The sequence below is a fragment of the Petrotoga miotherma DSM 10691 genome (assembly GCF_002895605.1).
Taxonomy (GTDB): domain Bacteria; phylum Thermotogota; class Thermotogae; order Petrotogales; family Petrotogaceae; genus Petrotoga; species Petrotoga miotherma.
Window position 1 is genome coordinate 1 of record NZ_AZRM01000012.1, and the last position, 23,678, is coordinate 23,678.

The window sequence follows — 23,678 nt, forward strand, 5'->3', positions numbered from 1 at the left end:
TCTTCAATACTTCCCAAATGAACGGTTATTCATTAACTGTACTTCTTTCATCTCTATTTTCCCTAAAAACTTCTTCAATTCTAATTACTTTCCAATTTTTTGAAGAATTACTTCGATTTTCAAAGAGCATTTTGGATAATTATCCAATATTTTAGTTCTTTTTCTTCTTGCCTTAACTTACTTTACCTTTAGTTAATCGTTGCTTTGACCTATTTCTGAAGTGGGTATAATTTAATTTTACTTACATAGGAACGTTGAAACTAATTTTTAGAAATTCTGGTAAATTCAATCAATTTGGTTCACCCCCTTTCTTCGTTTACCCCGATTCTTGACGTTCATAAGGGGTAAGAAACACTAGAATTGTTCCTATCCTAATAGAAAAGATCCTTGTGGTTATTTAATTATCTACTTTCATACCTATTTTTCTTCCATGTCCCTGTATCCTTACAGCTTTTCGCTTTTTTCTTCACTATTTATTAATCTTTCAAAGAAGGTTTCTGATTCTAATAATCATCCCAATATTTTTGCTTCCTTATCCTGTTTAATATCTTGTTAATTACTGTACTTCATAGTTTTCGAATTCTTTAAGTTAATTTGTACTGAAAAGTTTCAGTAAGCATTTTCCTCTTCCAATCCTACTGTAACTTTTTTTAAGTACAATTCTATGGCTAAAATAGCAGCTCCTTCGGCAATGGCATTTTCTTCACTTTTGTGAATTTTAACCTCCTTGAAATTAGGATATGTTTTGTCCCATTCTTCTATTATTTCATCCATCTCTTCCTGATGAGTACAATTCAACACGATTTTGTCTGGTTGTAGGACGTAATAAATATTTCTTAAAAGTCGCACCCATTCTTTTATAACTTCATTTTTTTCAGAAGAATCTATGTACTTTTCCAAAGTTTTGCCATTAGTAAGTATACTACCTAACTCACCTGCTTGACCTTTACCAACATAAAGCATTTCATTAATTATTAAACCCATTCCTAACCCTTTTCCCCAATAAATACAAACTACATTCTTCACTTTTCTACCTGAATAAAATCTCTCTTTTATCGCTAAAAGGTTTGCATCATTTTCAAAGGCAATTACTGTATTCGGAAACAATTTTTTCAAAGTTTTCACCAGTAAGGTAATATCGGAACCATTTATTCTTAAAGTAGAAGAATTAATAATTCCATCTTTTGAAACATACCCAGAGATTCCCACCACTATGGATAAGATATTCGTTTTGAGCTTTTTTAGTTCGTCTTCTAACTGAGCACAGAGTTCTGTTATGGAATCATAATAAGATAAAAACTTCTTTTTAGAATCTAAAAGTTCGTTTTTCAAATTGTATATTCCATATATTATGAATTCATTTTCAATTTGAATTCCAAGTATTTTATATTCTTCGTTGAGTTCTAAGATCTCAGCTTTTCTACCTAATTTGTTATCTTTCATTCCTGAAGTCAAAACCAGATTATTTAAATATGGTTCTAAATTTCTAGATACCGTGGGAGCACTAATTTTTAATTTTTTCGATATCTCAGCTTTTGTTGCTACTTTATGATTGTAGATATAAGTTAAGATTTTATACCTGTTAATATTTCTAATCCCTTTTACATGATTATGTTCCGTAATAAACGAATCACCTCTTTGAACTAATTATTTTCTTACTGTAAGTAAATATATTGTACATGACTTATTAGTTTTTTCAAAATCCGCTCAGAGGCGATAAGAGTTGATTAAACCTTTTTATAACCAATTAAATCTAATTACATTCAATTTTCTCATGAGTTGTAAATCATTATACAAAATTTCAACTTATCTCTATTTTTTGATAAAATACTTTTATAGAATCTCTTATTAAAAAGGAATTAAAATGATGATAGATATAATCGCTATTTCTGACGAGGAAGTATACTTAATAAATAAAGACAAGAAAAAGTTTGACTTACTTATTTGTGCGGGTGATCTTTCTCCACAATACATTGATTACGTGATGGACGAATTCAAACCATCCTTTAGCTTGATGGTACACGGAAATCATGATAAAAAGTATTATAAATTATACGAAGAAGAAAATAACTCTTTCTCAAAGATATACAAAGGAGCTTATGTTTTAAATCATGGCATAGTTAGCTTAAAAAAATTCATAGGTAAAGATATAATAGTAGCAGGATTTTCCGGTGCTCTAGCTCATGGATATAGACCTTTTTATTTCAAAGAAAGAGATATTAATAAATTTAAAAGAGAGATACTTTTCAACACAATCTTTAAAGGCAATAAGTATAGGCAAATCGAAATAATGGTTACACATAATCCTCCTTACATAAAAAATACGATAAAAAAATACGGTCAATCTCATACCCCCTCAAGAGCCTTGGGGGAGTTTTATCTTAAGACATTTCCAAAAATTTGGATATATGGTCATATTCATCCGCGATATGATTTCCAAGAACTTGATTTCGAAATTAAATTCTTAAATAATATTTCTTATTTAATAAATGCGGTACCTTACAAATTAATAAAGTACGATGAAGAAAAAAAAGAAGTTATAGAAATTTGTACTTATAAAAAGATAAGTCCAAAGATCATTTTAATTTAGAAAGTAATTAATTCCTTTAAACGAAATTTTAATTATTATGTTGTATTATTGAATTACTCTTATAAAAATATATCCCCAAAAAGTGGGGAGCGTGGCAAAGTGGCACTATTTGTAGAGTTTCTAAAATAAGTATTTACCCCATATATAGCCACAAAAAGGAGGCTAAAGTAATGTATAGAACCTCAAGAAGTCTCAGCAGAAGCGAGTATGAAAAAGCTAATAGATTAGCAAAGAAAGACTTTTTGGCTAATATTTCAAAAGGGAAAGAAGGATATCTGCCATGTTTAGAAGACATCATCCACAATGTTGAAATAATTAAGGAAGAAAAGCTTGGTCTTATAGATATCCCTATAGAAAGGATCAAAGGAACATATTACCATTCTCGCTCACTATCTTTTTCAGCAAATTTTTATCCCTTAATGAAAATTGATTCAGAATTTGCAAGTAAATGGATTAATTTGTATGAAGCTCATATATCTGAAGGAATAAGGGATCCTGTAACAGCCTACGAGTATATGAATTGGTTTTATATTGTTGAAGGAAACAAAAGGGTAAGCGTTTTGAAATATTCAGACGCTTTTTCAATCAGTGGTGAAGTTACTAGGCTGATCCCAAAATGGGATGAAAACAATCCTGAAATAAGAATCTACTATGAATTTCTAGATTTTTATAAAAAGACAAAAATTAATATAATCTGGTTCAACAAAGAAGGCAAATTCAAAGAACTGTACGATTTAATCAAAGATTATGAGAAAAAAAGTGAATTCATTGAGAATAAATATGATGAATTGGTTAATTCAGTATATCTTCTATTTAGAAAACTGTATAGGGAAATTGCTAAGGACACGATTTCGCTTACTGAAGAAGAGGCCTTTTTAGAATATCTAAAAAAATTTGGTTTGGAGAACATTCCTGTTATTGAAAGAGAAATGAGGGAGCAGGTTAATGAGTTATTAGAAGAATTAGAGGAACGTCTAGGTAAACCATCAGAACCTTTATTCAAATTACCTCAGATTTTCGCAGGGAAGACATTAAAAGTAGCTTTCCTTTATAATACTTCAATAGAGGAGTCTGCATGGACATATTCTCATGAATTGGGAAGAAGGTACGTTCAAAAACGTTTAGGAAGTGAAATAATAACAAAGTATTTTGAAAATATTTCTGATTTAAAAACGTATGAAAGAATATTAGATAAACTTGAAGAAGAAAAGTTCGATCTAATATTTTCTACAAGTTTTGACTTCTTACAAAATCAGAAAACAAAGGAATTTCAGAATGTTCGATTCATGTATTTTTCGGGATATCGTACTACAAAGAATATTAATACATATTTTGGTCGTATGTACGAACCAAGATTCCTCTCTGGAATGATAGCAGGGGCTATGACATCCAACAATAAAATAGGTTACGTTGCTTCCTACGGTATACCTGAAGTTATAATGGGAATAAATGCCTTTGCTTTAGGGGCAAAGGCCGTCAATCCAAAATCAGAAGTATTTGTTGGATGGACGAATACTTGGCGCAATATAGAATATGAAAGAGACACGGCAGAGTATTTGATAAATGAAATTGGAGTGGATGTTTTAACCCATCATCAAGATTCTCCAGAAGTTTGCAAAGTTGGAGAAGAATATGGTGTATATACTATTGGTTACCATATTAATATGAAAGATTATGCTCCAACCACCCATTTAACCTCCGTGGTATGGAATTGGGGAGTTTATTATGAAAACATCATTAAAGATGTATTAAGGGGATCAAATTTCTCTTTATTTAGGTTGTTTTCCGGTTCAGAAAAGATTGAGAACTTTTGGGGTGGGCTTAAGAGCGGGGTCGTTTGTTTGTCCCCTATAAGTGAAATAGTTCCTTCTACTACAAAAAACCTTGTTTACACTGTGAAAACGGATATTATGGAAAATAGGTTTCACCCTTTCAGGGGCGGCATTTTTGATAAGGAAGGTAATATGAAAGTCTCGGAAGGCAAAGATATCTCAGACGAAGAACTAATGAAAATGGATTGGTTTGTGGACAACGTTTATTATTCTTAAAAATGGATACCGAATTTCGTTGATCTAAATCCTTTCTTAGTTTATCACAACGCTTATGAGTCAAGTTCAAACGTTGCCGGATATCTTTCATCAACGAGTGATTTTAAAAATCTCTTAATTTTAAGCTTCCACTTTTTCTAACTTTTCTATCAATTCTAAAGTTATTTCTTTCATATTTTCCACCACTAAATCTGCTTTCGATAGATCCTGATTGAGTGAGTTGGGGTTTTTAAAGCCTATACATTTCATTCCAGCAGCTTTTGCCGCTTTAACACCATTCTTTGAGTCTTCTATAACTACACATTCGCCTGGTTTAACCTTTAACAATCCAGCCGTGTATATAAAAATATCAGGTTTCGGTTTGCCACGAGCAACGTATTCTGAACTCACCACAACTTCAAAATACTTCTCAATGTCAAACGTGCAAAGAACTTCTTTGATCAATCTCATCGGCGAGGAAGAGGCCAAAGCTATTTTATAATTGTTTTCTTTCAGTGTCTGTAATAGCTCTATTACACCTTCTATAGGTTCTTTAGCACATTCTTTTAATAATTCCAAATTCTCTAAGTTTTGTTTTTCGACCAATTCTTCAACACTTTGCTGTAGATCGTATTCATTTTTTAAATCTTGCCACATTTCTTGGTTGCTTACGCCTATATAATTACTATATAAACTTTTATTAATAGGAATTCCCAGTTCTTCAAAAATTCTTTTATTTGCACTATAATTAAGGGGTTCACTGTCAATGATGACCCCATCCATATCAAAAATAATAGCTCTTACCATTATTTTCTCCTCACCTTCACACAGGTTGATAGCTAACGTGTTTCACAACATCTATTTTAAGAAATTCATTTATCTCTTTTTCGCCCCCAGTATATTCTTTTAACTCTTCAAGGTCTTTGCTCATAAGCTTCTTGAATTCTTCTCCGTAAATCGTTTCTTTTTTAAAAATATAAGAAGCCAGAAGATCAAGTCTCTCCTTATTTTGCTTAAGCAAATCAACAGCTTTATCATACATAGAGTTAATTATTTTCTTGACCTCAACGTCAAGTTCTTTAGCGGTTTCTTCCGAGTAATTCTTTTGTTTTGTCAATTCACTTCCCAGAAATATTTCTTCCTCTTCTCCTTCCCAATACACCGGCCCCATTTTTTTTGACATTCCTAACCTATAAATCATGGATTTTGCATAGTCCGTAGCTTTTCTTAGATCATCTTTAGCGCCGGTAGTAGCAAAATTAAATACTAATTTCTCGCTTGCTCTTCCTCCAAGGGCTACAACGATTCTATCAAGTATTTCAGATTTTTTAATTAGATATTTGTCTTTCTCAGGAATTTGTAAAGTAGAACCTAATGAACCCGCACCCCTTGGAATTATAGTAATCTTATAAACAGGGTCGGTATTAGGTAATAAATACCCTAAAATAGCATGTCCCAGTTCATGATACGATAGAATCTTCTTTTCCTTATCGGATATTATCCTATACTTTTTGGATGGGCCAGTTAATACTCTATCAATAGCTTCTTCAAAATCACTCATTTCGACTTGGTTTTTTTTCTTCCTCGAGGCTATTAGAGCTGCTTCGTTAACAAGGTTTTCTAAATCTGCTCCTACAAAGCCCGGGGTCCTTTTAGCCAAAAATTTTAAATCAACATCTTGGGCTATTTTCTTTTTACGTGTATGTATCTTTAAAATTTCTTCTCTTCCTTTTACATCTGGAGGACCCACCATTATTTTTTTATCAAACCTACCAGGTCTAAGTAATGCTTTATCAAGAACATCGGGTCTATTGCTAGCAGCCATTACAACAACTCCTGTCGAAGTGTCAAAACCATCGAGTTCCACTAACAAGGCGTTGAGAGTTTGTTCTCTCTCATCGTTACCACCACCGAGACCAGCTCCTCTTTGTCTACCTACTGCGTCTAATTCATCAATAAATATTATCGCAGGAGCATTTTCTTTAGCTGTTTTAAAAAGATCTCTAACTCGGGATGCACCAACTCCTACAAAAAGTTCCACAAAATCTGAACCACTTGCATAATAAAAAGGTACATCTGCTTCTCCGGCTATCGCCCTTGCCGTTAAAGTTTTACCTGTTCCCGGAGGACCTACCAACAATGTTCCTTTAGGCATTCTTGCACCCAATTCTTGAAATTCTTGAGGACTTTTCAAAAAATTTACAATATCCTCTACTTCGTCCAAAACTTCATCGATCCCTGCCACATCTTTAAAGGTAACTTTTTCCCCGATGGGTTCATACTTTTTTGCCCCACTCTTTCCAAAGTTCATGCTACTTCTAGCGCCTGAGGAGGCTGACCGATACAACCAAAAAAAGAACAGCACCATTATTACTATTGGGATTGTGTTTATCAATAAACCAAACCACCACTTTGATCCAACACTTTCGACATACTCTATCTTTATACCTTTTTGAATTAAACTATTCACATACTGTTTATCGTTTACCAAAGCTGGCGAAAAAGATTCATATGTAGCACCATCTTTGCCAAGTATTTCTACGTTTCCATTTTGATTTATTTTTATGGATTCCACTTGGCCGTTATTGATCAAACTCAACATTTCGGAATAGGAAATCATCGGGTTATTTTCCCAATTCAAAGAAATGAGAGCCCCAATAAAAATTACTGCAAATATTATATAAACCCAAATTATGTTAGAAAACCTTACTTTCTTTTTTTCTTCTTTGGTGTTTTTGTTTTCTTTATCGTTTTTATTTTCAGACATTAATTTACCTCCTCACAGATGTTAACCTGTATACATTTAATCCAAAATACTGTACTTTTTCAACGTTTTCATCTTTCTCCAATTTTTCAAAAATCTCATTTTTATTTTCACATTTTCTTTGATTTAAAAAACTCTCAATTTCATGCTGATTCATCGGATGTCTTTTTATTATACTTAAGATAGCTTCCAAATCATCTTCTATAGAACTGTAAAAATCTTCTTCTTCTAAAAAATCAAGGGATATGCCTCCTAAGGTATTTTGAGCTAACTCAATTCTTTCTTTTTCTGGAACTGTTACCCAATTTTCCGCGGGGGGTCTAATGGGTAAATTTATATACAATTTATCATAACTTATTTTATTAAATATTTCTTTGATTTTCCTTAAAGATTCTTCATCATCATTTAGTCCCTTTACCATCATAAATTCCATCCAGATTTTACCTTTAAAGTTTTTAGAAAAACTTATCAATCCATTAACGTACGAATCAAAAGATATACTTTTATGAGGTCTATTTATTCTTTTAAACGTTCTTTGATCATAAGCATCCAGCGTTGGCATTACGAGATCGCTTTCATTTAATTCTTGCCTTACTTTTTCTTCAGAAAGGAGAGCCCCATTTGTAATCACAGCAACAGGTTTATCAACATAAGCTTTTATTGATTTTATTAGTTCCCCAATTCTAGAGTATAATAATGGTTCACCTTCACCAACTATTGTTACAAAATCAAACTGGGATACATCGTTTTTAACATAAGCATCAAACTCTTCCAAAATATCTTGTAAATTAAAAAACTCTTGTCTTTGGTTTGTCATGTTGCTCGTTCTTCCCAACTGACAGTATACACAAGAAAAATTACAAGTTTTTGGAGGAATTGGGCTTACTCCTAAGGATCTTCCCAATCTTCGAGAAGGTACGGGACCGTATAAGTATTGAAAATTCATAAGACACCTCAAATCTTTTTTCACTGTTTTTTTACTCATTTAAATTATATCAAAAAACACCCTCTAAATAAAAATGATAGTGAAACATACTAAAGAAAAAGAAATGAGGAAAACAGTATCTTTTATTTTCCATTTAAACTGTTTAAATCTTGTTCTTCCTTCCCAACCATTGTATCCTCTTGCTTCCATAGCAATACTCAAATCTTCGGCCCTTCTCAGAGCAGATACCAACAGGGGAATAATTATAGATATAGCCCCTCTAATTCTTCCAGAAAACTTTCTATCATCAAAGTTTGCCCCGCGACTTAATTGCGCCTTCATTATACGATCTGCTTCATTTGCAATCACAGGAATGAACCTTATAGCTATCGTCATTACCATCGATATTTCATGAGCAAATCTTTTGGGTACAAAAAACCATCGCAAGACATCCTCAAGAGCATGGGCTAAAGAGGTAGGAGAAGTAGTTAACGTGAGAACAGAAGATAACAAAACTGCAAATAGTATTCTGAAGGTAATTATAGCGGCATTAAATAAACCGGTATCTGTTATTCTGATAAACCCGATCCTAAAAAGTGTATTCCCTCCTATGGTAAATAATTGAATTACAAAGGCAAAGATAACTATAAACCATATTGATTTTAAAGATTTCATATAATACTTCAAACTTAATTTAGATAATAACATCAATGCCAAAGTATACGAAGACATAATTAAAACATCGTAAAAGCTGTTTATAGAAAAAGCAAATCCCGCTAAAACGAACAACCCTAAAAGCTTACCCCTTGGGTCCAGTGAATGCATCAACGAGTCTAATTCAACGTATCTTCCCAAGGCAACATTATCCAAAAGCATTTAAATACTCCTTTTATCAATTTTTTTCTGATTTCCAGCATTCAATATTTTAACATAATTCAAGAATTATTATATTATTTGTGAGAAAAGATTGTGTGGGTTTTTTAAAATATTAATAAACAGAATGGCTGATTTTTATTAAGTTTTGATTAAGTATTTTGGGGAAAAACATGGTATAATTGTTGTAATATTCAATCACACTATAAGGAGAGTTATATGAAACAATCCTTAGTAAATAGAAGTGTGAAGTACCTATTCATACTTTCGTTGATTTTAATAATATGTATAATAATTGTTTTTTTAGTTTCTAAATCCTCAAACTATAAAAAGCAAATCATTTTTTTTGAAGAGTACTTAAAAAATAACTATACTTTGGACGATGCAACGATCAGAGAATTCATCACAGTTTTTGAAATATTATATAAGGAATTTCCCTACGTAACTGAATATGTTTATCCGATCGAATTGTTATCTATTGGAATAGTAGAAACAAATTTTGAAAACCTGAAAGGAGATCTTGGGGAAAGTTTGGGATATTTTCAGATTCAAGCTCCTACTTATTGGTATTTAAAACATAATTACCCTGAATTTTATCAAAGAATCAATTTCTATGAACCTTGGTACTGGGATATTGTAAAAGAAAGGGCTGATGTGCAATTAATGACTTCTGTCTTATACTTATACGATATCAAATTACGTTATGGGGAAGAAGATGCCTATAGTATTTACAATGGCGGTTCAGAAACATATAAAGACAAAATATTATTAAGACTGAGTATTTTAGAAAATACATTTAAAAAATTTAATAGGAGGTAAACATGCAGATATCGGAACCACTTATTTCAAAACCAATTTTTAGTGAAAAAATTTGGGGAAATAATGAATTGAACAGAATTTTCAACTATGAAAAAAATCAACCAATAGGGGAAGTGTGGCTATATTCTTCTCTAGATGGGTGTGAAACAGTTTTGTATGGAAAAAATAGCCAAAAAGAATATGGCCATGCAACTGAACTTTTTCCAAAATTTCCTTTGTTGTTAAAATTAATTGCTACCTCATCCTGGCTTTCCATACAATTACACCCGGATGATACAATGGCTAAACAATTAGAAAACGAACCATGGGGGAAATCAGAAGCATGGTACTTTCTTAAAGATAAGGGGCAAATCAAAGTTTCAAATAATAATAAATATATCCTGCAAGCTTTTGATGATAATCGATGGGATGATGTACTAGAAAGTTATGAAATGAACAAATTCGATTCCATATTCATACCTGCAGGAACCGTTCATACTTTAGGCCCTAATAGCCTTTTACTTGAAATACAGCAAAGTTCAGATTTAACTTATAGATTATACGACTGGGGAAGACCTCGAGAAATCCATGTTGATAAATCTAAAAAAGTTCTCAACAACATTCACACCAGTTATTCTATTTCAAGGAAGACCGAAGGATTGTGTACCAAATACTTTAGCTTTTCCAGATTTGCCAACCAAAATAAAAAAGGGTTTGGCGTATATGTTAACTTAAAAAGCTATGAAACAATAGTACTTCCAGAGGAAATAAATTACAATTTTCAAGGTGAATTTGTAGAATTTAAATTAAACGAAAATGGCTGGAAATCACTTTTATAATTTCATAATCAAAAATTATAAAATTATTTAAAATTTTTACATTCCATTTCATTTTTGACTTATTTTGTCTGATATAATTGAGTGAGTAGAAAACAAAATCTTAGGAGGAATCCGAATGAATAAAACTATTAAAGAAGATGTATCAATCGTCTTATCTGGTGAAGCGGGTCAAGGGATTCAAACGATAGAAGGATTGTTAACATTTATTCTCAAAAGGGAAGGTTATTACGTATTTGCCACAAAAGAGTACATGTCTAGGATTAGAGGTGGAAGTAATTCAACTGAAATAAGGGTAAGCTCTAAACCTGTAAAAAGTTACGTCGACAAAATAGATATACTCATACCTCTTACAAAAAGTTCTGTTGAACATCTTGGAGACAGAGTGACTGAAGATACTCTGATCATAGCAGATAACGATTTTTTAAAATTAGAAAATAAAAACCTTTTCAACGTCCCCATCCTTTCTATTGCAAAGGAAATAGGTAATGAAATATATGCTAATATAGTTGCTGTTGGTGTAATTTTGGGTCTTTTCAAAACAAACATAAAGACTATAGAAGAGTATCTAAAAGAAAGATTTGGAGATAAGGGAGAAAAAATTGTTTCCGATAACTTAAAAGCCGCTTCTGAAGGTTACAAATTGGGTAAAGACTTTTCTGAAAGTGGAGAGATAAAAATAGAGATCTCTGCAAACGAATCTTTAAAAGACGATTTATTAATTAGCGGAACCGACGCGGTAGCTCTTGGAGCGTTAGCAGGCAATTGTGATTCGATTTTTTCATATCCAATGACACCTGGATCGGGAGTTCTAGTTGATTTAGCCAATTTTTCAAAAAATTTCGATATTTTAGTCGAACAAGCCGAAGATGAAATAGCCGCAATCAATATGGCAATAGGTGGATGGTACGCAGGAGCAAGATCAATGGTGACCACTTCTGACGGAGGATTTGCTTTAATGGAAGAAGGACTTTCTCTAGCTGGGATGATCGAATCCCCGATAGTAATTCACTTAGCCCAAAGGCCTGCCCCCGCAACAGGTTTACCGACAAGAACCGCTCAGGAAGGTTTGAATCTTGTTATACACGCTGGACATGGCGAATTCCCAAGGTTGGTTTTCTCTCCTGGCAGCCTTGAACAAGCTTTCTATTTAACTCAAAAGGCTTTTAATATTGCGGATAAATATCAAATCCCCGTATTCGTTTTGACAGATCAATTTTTTGTTGATTCGTATTATAACGTTAAAAAGTTGGACCTTTCCAAAATTGAAAATAAAAAATATTTTGTAGAAACTACTGAAGATTATAAAAGATATGATCTTTCGAAAGCAAAAAACGGAGTTTCACCAAGAGGTATACCTAACTATGGTAATGGATTAGTTGTTGTAGATAGTGATGAACATGACGAGGAAGGTCATATAACGGAAGATTTGGATATCCGAATTAAAATGGTGGAAAAAAGACTCAAAAAATTTGAGGCTTTAAAGGAAGATTTTATTTCTCCCGAATTCTATGGAAATGATAACTACAAATATCTCGTTGTATGTTGGGGTTCAAATTATAATGTCGTCAAAGAAGCTCTAGAAAATATAAATAACAAGGATCTTGCTATGCTTCATTTTAGCCAAGTTTATCCCATCCCGGAAAATGCGGTTGAATTTTTAGAGAAGGCAGAAAAAATAATCGATGTTGAAAATAATGCCACAGGTCAATTTGCAAAGTTAATAAGAGCAGAAACTGGCATAAAAATAGATAGTAAGATATTAAAATTCAATGGAATGCCATTTTCAGTTGAAGAGCTAACCGCTAAGATAAGGGAGGAATTACAATGATAGAAAGAAAAAATATGTTTAGTCTAGAAAATGAAAAAGAATTAGACATTGCTTGGTGCCCAGGCTGTGGAAATTTTGGAATACTTAATATATTAAAAAAGGCTCTGGAAGAAATGGAAGAAATAACTCCCAACAATTTTGTACTCGTTTCAGGAATAGGACAAGCAGCAAAAATCCCTCATTACTTTAAAAACAATGCTTTTAATGGCCTTCATGGTAGAACCTTACCCGTTGCCTTTGCCATAAAAGCGACTAATCCAGATTTATACGTAGTAGCTGAAAGTGGAGATGGAGACATGTACGGTGAAGGCGGCAACCACTTTATCCACAATATGAGAAGAAACATTAACATAACAAACATAGTTCATGATAATAGGGTTTATGGACTAACTAAAGGCCAGGCTTCTCCTACTTCACAACAGGGAATGGTCACCCCTGTTCAAGTAAACGGAGTAATACTTAACCCCTTCAATCCTATTGCCGTTGCTATAGCCAATGGAGCCACATTTGTAGCACGGGCTTTTGTGGGAGATATGCAAAACACGAAAGAAATTATTAAAAAAGCTATTAGACATAATGGCTATGCTCTAATTGATTTGTTCCAACCATGTGTGACGTTCAATAAAATAAACACTTACGCCTGGTTTAATGAACATACTTACAAATTAAGGGAAGATTACGATCCATCAGATAAAATGCAAGCTCTACAAATAGCTTTCCAAGAGGACAAAATTCCTTTAGGTATAATATATGAAGAAAAGGGGAAACCAACTTTTGAAGAACAATTGACTATTTATAAGCAAAACAAAGATCCACTTTTTAAAAGAAGCATAGATTTAAACAAATTAGAAAGTTTCATAAACTCAATGAGATAAGAGGTGATACCATGGCATTGAAAGTTGGAGACGTGGCTCCCAATTTTAAATTGAAAGATCAAAATGGTGATGAAATTTCTTTATCTGGCTTTAAAGGAAAAAAGGTTCTGCTTTCCTTTCACCCTCTAGCATGGACTGGGGTTTGCGAAACACAGATGAAAAACTTGGATTTAAAATACGACGAATTAGAAAAACTCAACGTTGTACCTTTAGGAATCAGTGTTGATACATCACCTTCAAAAAAAGCATGGGCTCAAAACATGAAAATCAACAAACTTAAACTTTTGTCAGATTTTTGGCCCCATGGAGAAGTTGCTAAAAAATATGGTATATTCGATGAAGAAAACGGTTTTTCCAAAAGAGCGAATTTTTTAATCGATGAAGAAGGAAAAATTGAATTTGTAAAAGTTTACGAATTAAGAGATCAACCAGATTTAAATGAAATTATGAATTCTATCAAAAGATGAAAGAAATTTAAATAGGCTTCGACAAAAAGTTCGAAGCCTAATTTATTATAATGGAGTTAAAAATTATGCAGAAAATTGCTTTCATCCTTTTAATTTCGATAATTTTCTTCACCAATTTATTTAGTCAATCGATAAATATGCCAGAATTTCCAAAAGGGACTTTAACTATTTCACAAGAGGGAAGTATTTTAACAATCCCTATTGAAATTGCTAATACGAACGAATTAAGAGAATTCGGTTTGATGTACAAAGAAGATATTCCGGAAGATTATGGAATGCTTTTTGTATTTCCAACACCTGGAATAAGAGGCTTTTGGATGAAAAACACCTTTGTTGAACTCGATATCGCTTTTATAGATAGCAGTGGAACAATATTAGATATACAAAACATGAAACCTTGTGAAGAATCACCCTGCCCTATTTACATAATTTACACACCTTTCAAATTTGCTTTAGAAGTAAAAGTAGGTTTCTTTGATCGATACAGATTCACCGAAGGGGCAAAAATTGAATGGTCAATAAATGAATGAATGAGAAACAAGTTTTACTGTTTCTAAAGGCAGTAAGAAAAATCCACAAGGAGGAATAATAAAAATGAAAAAAATAGTTATTTCGGTACTTATTATTTTGTTTGGTATAAACTATATCTATGCAGCTGAAAAGGTAGTTGTAGGAGCAAAAGCTTTTACAGAAGGTTATATATTGTCAAGCATGGTTTCTTTACTTCTTCAAGAGAAAGGGATTGATGTAGAAGAAAAATTTGGACTATCCTCGTTTCCTCTACGCAAGGCTATGGAGACTGGTCAAGTTGATGCTTATGTAGATTACACAGGAACTGCTTGGGCAGCGTATTTTGGACATACAGAAAACATATATGATCCTCTGAAACTGTTTAATTTAGTGGCAAAAGAAGACTTAGAGAAACACAACATCGTATGGTTAGATATGATCAATTTTAATAATACTTATGGTTTGGCGGTACGAAGCTCTTTTGCTAAAGAAAACGGAATACAAAGTCTAAGTGATTTGGCTGATTATATTAATTCGGGAAAAGGAAAGGATTTAATTTTTGGAGTTAATCCAGAATATTATGAAAGAAGCGATGGAATCTTTGCGGTTATGGATGCATACAATATGAATCTGCCAAAAAACAATGTAAGAACGATGGAAGCAGGATTAACATATGAAGCGTTAGCGCGTAAAAATATTGATGTAGCTATGATATATTCTACCGATGCTCAAATCTTACGTTTTGACTTGGTGATTTTAGAAGACGATAAGTCTTTCTTTCCCCACTACAATCCTTCCGTTTTGGTTAGAAAGGAAATAATAGATGAATACCCTGAAATAAGAGAAATTTTAAAACCATTGACATTGTATTTAAATGAGGATATAATTATAAGGCTGAACTACTTGGTTGATTTTGAAGGTTTAGAACCAGAAATTGTTGCCAGAAAGTATCTACAAGGGTTGGGCCTTATTAAATAAAGAGTTAAATAATTTACAATAACTTGTGGAGGCGTGCACCGAATTGGCTAAGGGGCCGGTCTCGAAAACCGGTGGGGTTTATCCCCTTGTGGGTTCGAGTCCCACCGCCTCCGCCAATTTTTACATGAGGAGGGAAGTAAAAGATGCCCATTCTATCTGAAATTAATAAATACCTACAAAGTAAAATTTCACAGGGGAAAGACGATTATGCAATACCGAAAAGATGGATGCCACCTAATTATACTGGTAAAGTTAAACTAGCAGGGAGAAAGTTTTTTGTTAATCCCTATGAGTTTATATCCAACATAATCGATAATCTATCAAAAAATTCTGCAAAAGACGTGGATTACAGCAAGCCTCTTTCTTTTATTAAAAATATTAAAGAACCGGATTGGATCAAAACTAGCATACTTTATTCAGCTCATGTACGAGCTACGGCTGCATATGTTCATGATCAAACCACTTTATTCGTTCCGATAGACGAAAAAGGTTACACTGAATCAGGTACTTTCCTAAAAATGTTGATGTTAATACCCTATTTTGCTACTTATAACGTCGATAGTATATATTTACTTCCAATAACTCAAGCCAGCAACAAATTTAAAAAAGGTGAAGTAGGTTCACCATACGCAGTTAAGAATTTCTTCTCCGTAGAAAAAGATTATCACGATACTCTTTTGGGAAATGAATTTACCCCTAATCAAGAATTCGGAGCTTTTGTTGAAGCAGCTCATATGGCTGGAATGAGGGTATTGTTAGACTTTGTACCAAGAACAGGATCCAGGGACAACGATCTTATTTTAGAACATCCCGATTGGTTCTATTGGATAGATATAGACGAAATGAACGGTTTTGCTCCTCCTAAAGTTAAAGACTTAGGATTTGCTCAACCAAGCAAAGAAAATTTAAAAATTGTATATAATGACGAACAAGTCAAAAATCATCTTAAAAAATTTAGATGGGATCCAAAAACTCAGAACCCACAAAAATGGGAGAATTTTATAAAAAGAAATAAAAACAACCCGGATTTTTTGGATGAGATAGCAAAAGAGTTTAAAGTAATAACCGTTCCAGGATTTTCAGATTGGATAAATGATCCCCAACCGGCATGGGAAGATGTCACTTTCTTAAGGCTTTATCTTTCTCATCCAGAAGAAGCTCTAAAATATATAGATGGGGCAAGTCAACCTCCTTATGTACTCTTTGACGTGGTTAAATCGAGTTTGTTCCCAGGGAAAGAAAAGAATACCGAACTTTGGAACTTAATAGCAAATATTATCCCATTCTATCAAAAAAATTTCGGTATAGATGGTGCTAGATTGGACATGGGTCACGCTCTACCTGATGAACTTGAACATGAAATTATAAAAAGGGTGAAAGAATACGACCCTGCCTTTGTAATAATAGCTGAAGAATTGAGTATGGACAATCATCTAAAAGCTAAAAAAAGTGGCTATGATGGAATTTTGGGAAATTCATGGTGGGCTGAGCCAAGAATAAAAGAAGGCTGGTTCAAAAAATTCATCTCAGAAATAGCACCAAAAATATCTTTACCTACATTTGCTACGGCAGAGACACCAGATACCCCAAGAGCTGTTACAAGAGAAGGTAAAGAAACTTTCTCAAAATTAACAGCGGTGGTAAATACTTTCATGCCAAACGGAATAACATTTATAAACTCTGGATATGAGCTTTTTGAACCTCAACCTATGAACACAGGCCTAGATGTAGAAGATCCTGTGGAAGAAAGATTTAAAAATTTACCTTCAACAGATCAATTTTATGGCAAACTTGCATTCTTTGATTGGTATGTCCTACACTGGGATACAGACCATCATATGGTGAAATTACTATCCTTATTAGGCACACTAAAAGAGGAAGTCAAAGATCTTTTGAAAAATCCTAACAATTACCGTTTTATTGATTTTTCTGATGATGCAAGTGCAATGTTTTGGTGGAACGGAGAAAAAGGAGTTGTCATACCTATCAATACCAACTTTCAAAATCCGTACTTCTTTGATATAGACCTTGGATATTATACCTGGAAAAGTGATCATAATATTCAAACAAAGTTGGAAAATTACAGAAGAGGAGAAAGCTCTTGGAATGTTCAGGATGCACATTTAAGAGTAACAATCAATCCAGGAGAAGCCAGAGTGTTCTTCATACATTAAAAAGGGCATTTAGCCCTTTTTTATTTTAATTTTGGAAAGTTAAACTTGTCTACTTCTTGCTTTTTTATAAATTTTCTAAACTTTTTCTTTGCTTCCTTCATCAGCTCATCTTGAACTATAAACAATTTTGACTTTTTCTCCGTTGGTCTTTTATACTCTCCATTCGGTTGTAACTCTCTTGCTTTGAAATTATCTTTTAGATAAAGGTTCAATACATATATCAATCGCTGCTTCAAATCTTCCTGCTCTATTGGTATCAAAGATTCAACTCTTCTATCCAGATTTCGAGGCATTAGATCGGCACTTGATATAAATAATTTAGGTAATCCATTATTTTCAAAATAATATATTCTACTATGTTCTAAATACCTTCCCACTATACTTCTAACCGTTATACCTTCACTAACACCTTTTATTCCTACTTTTAAAGCACATATCCCTCTAACGATCAAGTTAACCTTTACACCGGCCATGGATGCCTTATATAAAACTTTTATTATAGATACATCTAGTAAGGAATTAACTTTTATTATTATTCTCCCTTTTCCACCTTTTTTAACTGCATCTATTTCATTATCAATCCATCGTAAAAAAGTTTCCCTTAAACTTGTAGGGGCAACTCCTAATTTTTTCCATGTTGGAGGTTTTGAATAACCCGTTAAGATGTTGAACAGTGCTGATACATCTTGAGCATAACTTTCCTTACAAGTAAAAAAATCTATATCTTCATATAATTTTGCAGTTATGTAATTGTAATTCCCTGTACTCATATGAACGTATCTCCTGATCCCACTTTCTTCTCTTCTAACAATCAACAATAGTTTTGCATGTACTTTTAATCCGACAAGCCCATAAACAACGTGGCAACCCGCTTTTTCCAACTCCTTAGCCCATTGGATATTATTTTCTTCATCAAATCTGGCTTTGACTTCTACCACAACGGTAACTTGCTTGCCGTTCTCTGCTGCTTTAATAAGATAATCTATGATTGGAGATGTTTTCCCAACTCGGTACAAAGTTTGTTTGATTGCCAACACTTGAGGATCTTCTGCCGCCTGCCTTAAAAAATCTATCACATGCTCAAAAGACTCATAAGGGCGGTGTAAAAGAACATCATTTTCCCTAATTACCTTAAAGATATCTTCCTTGCCATAAAAGCTTGGAGAAGGTTGGGGAGAATAATACTCAAATTTTAAATGCTCATACCCTTCTAAATTAGCAATTTCCATAAGAGAACTCAAATCTAAAAGATTGGAAATCTCATAAATATTATCACTTCTTAAATTTAGTGCATTTACAAGGAAATCCCTCAGGTTCTTTCCCATATTTTTGGATATTTCTAATTTGACAGGAAAACCTGTTTTTCTTTCTTTAAGTGAACTTTCTATCTCAATTAACAAATCTCTGGCATCATCTTCGTCAATAGAAAGGTCTCCATCACGTGTGATTCTAAACTCAGAAATCTCAATTACTTTGTATCCGCTAAAAAATAAATCAGAATGCATTTTTAAAAGATCTTCAGTTAAAAATAAACACGTACCATCCGTGCAGGGAATGTTTATAAACCTTGGAAAAATCGTTGGTAAGGGTATAAAGGCATATAACCTTTCCTCTTTTTCATCTTCTAACTCCACAACTAGATTTATGCCGCTACCAGGTAATATCGGAAATGGTCTACTTTGATCGACAGCCATGGGAGTTACTACGGGAAAAACCGTCGTTTGAAAATAATTATCTAAAAACTCCTTTTTTTCTTCATCAATCTCATTAACTTTGAGAACTTTGATGTTCTCTTTTCCTAAAGAAGGTAGTAGCTCACTTTCTAAACATTTATATTGCATTTCCACCATTTCATGTGTCTTTTGTGAGATCTTCATTAATTGATCTCTAGGTGTTAAGCCAGAAATATCCATTCCACCGAAACCAGCTTGAAGTTGTTCTTCCAAGCCAGCTACCCTTATCATGAAAAACTCTTCAAGATTGGATGAGGTTATGGAAAGAAATTTGACTCTTTCTAAAAGAGGGTTTGTTGTATCATAGGCTTCCTCTAACACTCTAAAATTAAAGTCCAACCAACTTAGCTCTCTATTATTATAATATTTGTAATCGTTCAAATCTATTTTCTTTTCTTTTCTTTTGTTGCTACTAGTTTTTGCCATAAAATCTCATCCCTTTATACTTTTTTCAATAACTCTGGAAGTATTCCAAAAACTTCCAAAAAGAAATTATCCTTCCTTTTCAATGCCCACTCTTCTAACAAAGTTTCCTTTGGTGTATGAGTAGTTATAATCAGATGATTACCCTCTAAATTAACTTCAATATCTCCCAATTTGCTCTCATGAGCGACATCTAAGGCATCTGCAAGCCTCAATATGGCAAGCATCTTTGTTATCAAAATCTTATCCGGTATGTTTTCCAATTGTGATGAATAATCATCAATCTCCAAATCTTGAGCGCTGTGGAAGTAAGCGATCCTTGATACAATGTCTAACTCTCTAGAAGTTAAACCTATGATCTCTGAGCCTTTAATTATGTTATACGAATGCAAATAATGTTTTTTAATATTTACATATTTTCCAATATCGTGTAAAATAGCAGCCACTTGCAAAAGGAGTCTATGTCTTTTGCTTAACTGATGAATCGGTTCTAAAACATCAAATAATTTTATCGCATATTTTTCTACCGTTTGACTGTGAGTCTCCTCATAGAAATATCTTTTACCTATATTTCTAGAAGAGATAATTGTACTCTTTTCCAATAAATTAAAAAATCTTCTATATTTTCTACTCAACAACCTTTGAAATAACAAGCTCCTACTTAAATTAACCTTCGGAAAAACTAAAATATTTTCAGCTCCCGATACTTCTAAAAGTAATCGATAAAAAGCTAAAGCTGATAACAACGAATTCGCTTTACTTTCAGAAATATCGTATTCTCTAGATAATTCGGTGGCATTCTTTGATTTCAAATTCTGAAAAAGTTTATCGAACTCCTCTTGGGGAATGTTTAATACTTCTTCTTCATTTTTTCCCAAAAGTCCAGCTAAAAACTCAATTTCATTGCCACAAGTTACAAAGGTTTTGATCTTTTTATTAATAAGCCAAACATTTATAGGCTGATAAAATGTGTTTAAATACTCTCTGATTAAATTACTATAGTGTAATGTGTTTTCTTCCAAATCTCTGAGCATCTCTGAAACTTTAACAGAACCTATTTTTATATTTTGAGAACTATCAATCAAACCCTTAGAATACGTTGCTAAACCCATGCTTCCCGTTCCTATGTAAACAAATAAAACATCATCCCTTTTGTACTTTTTATATTTTTCAAAGTTCCTTATCAATTCCATGTAGATATGTGATTTCTCTTCGTAATCATCTAAAACGTCGATAGTAAAACCTGTTCTTGTTTCGATCTGATCCAAAATAAAATCTAAATTTTCTGCTTCTCTCAAAGCGGTGGTACCTACTACTTTCAATTTATTAGCTCCATATTCCTCTGCAACCCTTTTGAATCCTAAAAGTTTTTGACTTAGGATCTCTACTTTTTCAAAAGATATCCTTCCTGTTGTAAAGGTATCTCTTCCTAAGAATAAGGGATAATCCAAACTTTCTATTATATCGATATCATCTTGATCGTTCTGAGCAATATCAAAAGATATATTTTCTGTTCCTATGTTTATAACACCTGCTACCATTGTTATACACCTACTTTTTCTTTAACAAGTGAAAAAGCCCCATACAAACATGCATCATCCAGCAATTGAGATAATTTAAACTCACAACACTCAAAGATATGAGGTATAGAGTACTGCTTGGCTGTTTCAACTACTATAGGCATCAATTGTTCCCCTAATGCCTCCATTACTCCCCCTCCTAAAACTATAACTTCAGGATTTAGTAAATTAATAATGGAACCAGCATTTATTCCTATATATCTTGCGGCATCATTCAATATCCCTCTAACAAGATCGTCCCCTTGATCATAAGCAGCTTTCAAAGTAGAACTTTTCACTATGCCTTTCAAATCACTGCTTTTTATTAAGGTTTTCTCGCCTCTCTCTTTTTTTCTAACTATTTCTCTTTGGATAGCTACTTTAGAAGACAAACTTTCCAAACAACCACGAAGATTACAACCACAAAGAGGGCCTTCAGGGTACACATTCATGTGCCCAATCTCAGCAGCGAAATTGAACGAACCTTTATATAATGATTCATTCAATATTAAACCGCCACCTATTCCTGTTCCCACAAAATAACCTACGGCGTTTTTTACTCCTTTAGCGGCACCAAACTTCCATTCCCCATACATACTCGCATTAGCATCGTTTTCTATAATAGTTTTGATATTGTATTCTTTCTCAACAAAATCTACTAAATTAAATTCATTCAAAGGCATGTTAGGAGTAAAGGTAATTTTTCCATCTTTTATAACTCCTGGTACACCTATTCCTATCCCTTTTACATCTTTATTCTCCTTCAGTAAAGAATCCAAAACTTTCTTCAATTGTTCGACAACTTTTTCTTTGCCTTTTGAACTTTTGGAACTCTTTTTCTCTGACTTCAATTTGTTACCTTTCTCATCAAATAAGGCGCCAAGTATTTTGGTTCCCCCTATATCTACCCCTATCCAATTGCTCATTTTTTTCACCCCTATTTATAGGATTTAAATTTAAGCCTTTTCGCTACAAATATTGTCGTATAACTTTTCAAAAATCTCACTCACCCCAACATCTATCTTCCCTTGTAATAGGTTTATTTCTTTATCAATTTCTTTTAATAAAGCTTTAATATTATCTTCTTGAAATTTTTTTACCAACTTTTTCTTTAAAATAATCAAATCATGATGAGTCCCCAAAATATCTTGAATCTGCTTAAACATGTCTTCTTCAGGTAAAGTTTCACCCTTCGATGCTCCCAATATCTCTGTTTTATAACGCAAGTCTTTAACCTTTATCCTTATTTTATGCAGTTTTTTATCGTCACTTCTATCGGTATTTTTAAAGTCTTCATAAACTTCTTTAAATTCTTTTTTATAAAGATTATCAAAATAAGGATCATTTATCTGAAAATTTTGTACAAAATCAAACACCAAGAAACTCAAACAACTTTCTAGTAGATGATCTAACTCCGAGGTTTTTAAAGAACTTAAATAACTTTTCAACTTCTCTTTCTCTTTACTGTATCTTTTCTTGAAATAATCTATTATTTCATTATTTTGCTCTTCAATTTTCATAAGAAATTCTAAGTGAACTTGATAATCTCTTGGTTTATTGCTTTTTTTTAATATCTTATTTACTTTTTTCTTAGCTTTCTTAGAGCTTTCGCGTTTTGAAAATCCTTCCAAAAAATCTATACTTGCTTCTATCCTTCTACACGATGTTCTCATGTCGTGAACACTATCTTCTCCCTTTTCATCAAAAACATAAGAAATGTTTTTTAGGAGACGCTTTTTCATTTTTTCAAAATATTCGATGTACTCTTTTAAAAATATCCATGGATTGGCTGAAATATCGTTTAAGAGCTTAGTGACTTCGGATCTACCATCCATTTTAATTTTCCTTTTCCAGATAAAATATCATCGAATGATTCTCCTTCAATACAAATTACTCCCGCCTTTCTCAAATGCAAATCATCACCAGTTAATCTTTTTGCAAGTTCATCAAAAATTGGATTGTGTCCAAATATCATTACATTGTTATACCCCTTCGTAATATTTGAGATTTTTTCAATTATCTCTTCTACTTCTCCAGCATACAGTAATTCTTCTTCTATTACCTTTGGCTTTGATTTAAAAGACTTCGCAAAGATTTCTGCGGTTTCTTTCGCTCTTAAAGCAGGAGAGGTAATCAAAAGATCAATCTTATTTAAAATTTTAGCCACATATTCTGCAACTTCTCTAGAATCGTTTTTACCAACTTTTGTCAACTTTCTTTCAAAATCATCAATTTCCGGAGATCTTTTTTCTGCTTTGGCGTGCCTAACTAATATTAGGTTTTTCATATGTGAACTTTCCTCCTTCTATAAACGT

General features: G+C 32.8%; 20 protein-coding genes, 1 tRNA gene and 1 pseudogene. 11 read left to right on the top strand and 11 right to left on the bottom strand.

Annotated features, from left to right (window positions below):
• Positions 1-609 precede the first annotated feature (609 nt).
• Positions 610-1,443 (bottom strand): ROK family protein, encoded by an 834-nt coding sequence (locus X928_RS02525; protein WP_103078344.1) that lies wholly within the window; start codon positions 1,441-1,443, stop codon positions 610-612.
• Positions 1,444-1,488: 45 nt separating this feature from the next.
• Positions 1,489-1,623 (bottom strand): annotated as a pseudogene (locus X928_RS10400) (winged helix-turn-helix transcriptional regulator); the annotation flags it as partial.
• Between the two features lie 241 nt (positions 1,624-1,864).
• On the opposite strand from X928_RS10400, the gene X928_RS02530 reads away from it, so the two are divergent.
• Together X928_RS02530 and X928_RS02535 are read left to right on the top strand one after the other, a co-directional pair.
• Positions 1,865-2,590: a metallophosphoesterase family protein gene (locus X928_RS02530; RefSeq protein WP_103078345.1), complete on the top strand. Its 726-nt coding sequence runs from the start codon at positions 1,865-1,867 to the stop codon at positions 2,588-2,590.
• 170 nt (positions 2,591-2,760) lie between these two features.
• Positions 2,761-4,638, top strand: coding sequence for a BMP family ABC transporter substrate-binding protein (locus X928_RS02535; RefSeq protein WP_103078346.1), 1,878 nt, complete (start codon positions 2,761-2,763; stop codon positions 4,636-4,638).
• 120 nt (positions 4,639-4,758) lie between these two features.
• On the opposite strand, the gene X928_RS02540 is transcribed toward X928_RS02535, so the two are convergent.
• From X928_RS02540 to X928_RS02555, 4 genes are all read right to left on the bottom strand, one after another.
• A complete protein-coding gene (locus tag X928_RS02540; protein ID WP_103078347.1) occupies positions 4,759-5,424 on the bottom strand; it encodes an HAD family hydrolase in 666 nt (221 codons plus the stop codon).
• 16 nt (positions 5,425-5,440) lie between these two features.
• On the bottom strand, positions 5,441-7,384 hold the full coding sequence (ftsH, locus tag X928_RS02545; protein ID WP_103078348.1) for an ATP-dependent zinc metalloprotease FtsH: 1,944 nt from the start codon (positions 7,382-7,384) through the stop codon (positions 5,441-5,443).
• Between the two features lie 4 nt (positions 7,385-7,388).
• Positions 7,389-8,327 carry a radical SAM protein gene (locus tag X928_RS02550; protein ID WP_103078349.1) on the bottom strand — a complete coding sequence of 313 codons (939 nt, stop codon included), beginning with the start codon at positions 8,325-8,327 and terminating at the stop codon, positions 7,389-7,391.
• A 63-nt stretch (positions 8,328-8,390) separates the two neighbouring features.
• Positions 8,391-9,182 (bottom strand): energy-coupling factor transporter transmembrane component T family protein, encoded by a 792-nt coding sequence (locus tag X928_RS02555; RefSeq protein ID WP_103078350.1) that lies wholly within the window; start codon positions 9,180-9,182, stop codon positions 8,391-8,393.
• Positions 9,183-9,398: 216 nt separating this feature from the next.
• Here X928_RS02555 and X928_RS02560 point away from each other — a divergent pair, with 216 nt between their 5' ends.
• From X928_RS02560 to X928_RS02600, 9 genes are all read left to right on the top strand, one after another.
• Positions 9,399-9,998 carry a hypothetical protein gene (locus X928_RS02560; RefSeq protein WP_103078351.1) on the top strand — a complete coding sequence of 200 codons (600 nt, stop codon included), beginning with the start codon at positions 9,399-9,401 and terminating at the stop codon, positions 9,996-9,998.
• Positions 9,999-10,000: 2 nt separating this feature from the next.
• Positions 10,001-10,816, top strand: coding sequence for a type I phosphomannose isomerase catalytic subunit (locus tag X928_RS02565; RefSeq protein WP_103078352.1), 816 nt, complete (start codon positions 10,001-10,003; stop codon positions 10,814-10,816).
• 115 nt (positions 10,817-10,931) lie between these two features.
• Entirely contained in the window at positions 10,932-12,644 is a 1,713-nt protein-coding gene (locus X928_RS02570) for a 2-oxoacid:acceptor oxidoreductase subunit alpha (protein ID WP_103078353.1), read from the top strand.
• The gene (locus X928_RS02575) at positions 12,641-13,519 is read left to right on the top strand and encodes a thiamine pyrophosphate-dependent enzyme (protein WP_103078354.1); all 879 of its coding nucleotides are present in this window, start codon (positions 12,641-12,643) and stop codon (positions 13,517-13,519) included. Before X928_RS02570 ends, X928_RS02575 begins: the two co-directional genes overlap by 4 nt.
• A gap of 11 nt (positions 13,520-13,530) precedes the next feature.
• Positions 13,531-13,986 carry a peroxiredoxin gene (locus X928_RS02580; RefSeq protein WP_211286425.1) on the top strand — a complete coding sequence of 152 codons (456 nt, stop codon included), beginning with the start codon at positions 13,531-13,533 and terminating at the stop codon, positions 13,984-13,986.
• Between the two features lie 65 nt (positions 13,987-14,051).
• Positions 14,052-14,516, top strand: a complete 465-nt coding sequence (locus X928_RS02585; RefSeq protein ID WP_103078355.1) for a DUF192 domain-containing protein — start codon at positions 14,052-14,054, stop codon at positions 14,514-14,516.
• 64 nt (positions 14,517-14,580) lie between these two features.
• Complete coding sequence (locus X928_RS02590) at positions 14,581-15,474, top strand: glycine betaine ABC transporter substrate-binding protein (RefSeq protein WP_103078356.1); 894 nt, start codon at positions 14,581-14,583, stop codon at positions 15,472-15,474.
• A gap of 27 nt (positions 15,475-15,501) precedes the next feature.
• Positions 15,502-15,590: transfer RNA gene (locus X928_RS02595), tRNA-Ser, on the top strand.
• A gap of 27 nt (positions 15,591-15,617) precedes the next feature.
• Positions 15,618-17,648, top strand: a complete 2,031-nt coding sequence (locus tag X928_RS02600) for an alpha-amylase family protein (protein ID WP_103078357.1) — start codon at positions 15,618-15,620, stop codon at positions 17,646-17,648.
• Positions 17,649-17,668: 20 nt separating this feature from the next.
• On the opposite strand, the gene X928_RS02605 is transcribed toward X928_RS02600, so the two are convergent.
• Genes X928_RS02605 through sixA form a run of 5 tightly spaced genes read right to left on the bottom strand, consistent with a single transcriptional unit; the run spans position 17,669 to position 23,650 of the window.
• Positions 17,669-19,807 carry an RNA degradosome polyphosphate kinase gene (locus X928_RS02605; protein ID WP_103078358.1) on the bottom strand — a complete coding sequence of 713 codons (2,139 nt, stop codon included), beginning with the start codon at positions 19,805-19,807 and terminating at the stop codon, positions 17,669-17,671.
• Positions 19,808-19,821: 14 nt separating this feature from the next.
• The gene (locus X928_RS02610) at positions 19,822-21,345 is read right to left on the bottom strand and encodes a Ppx/GppA phosphatase family protein (RefSeq protein ID WP_103078359.1); all 1,524 of its coding nucleotides are present in this window, start codon (positions 21,343-21,345) and stop codon (positions 19,822-19,824) included.
• A 2-nt stretch (positions 21,346-21,347) separates the two neighbouring features.
• Complete coding sequence (locus tag X928_RS02615; protein WP_103078360.1) at positions 21,348-22,289, bottom strand: ROK family protein; 942 nt, start codon at positions 22,287-22,289, stop codon at positions 21,348-21,350.
• A 30-nt stretch (positions 22,290-22,319) separates the two neighbouring features.
• Complete coding sequence (locus tag X928_RS02620; RefSeq protein WP_103078361.1) at positions 22,320-23,198, bottom strand: CHAD domain-containing protein; 879 nt, start codon at positions 23,196-23,198, stop codon at positions 22,320-22,322.
• The gene (gene sixA / locus X928_RS02625) at positions 23,165-23,650 is read right to left on the bottom strand and encodes a phosphohistidine phosphatase SixA (protein WP_103078362.1); all 486 of its coding nucleotides are present in this window, start codon (positions 23,648-23,650) and stop codon (positions 23,165-23,167) included. Before sixA ends, X928_RS02620 begins: the two co-directional genes overlap by 34 nt.
• Positions 23,651-23,678 lie beyond the last annotated feature (28 nt).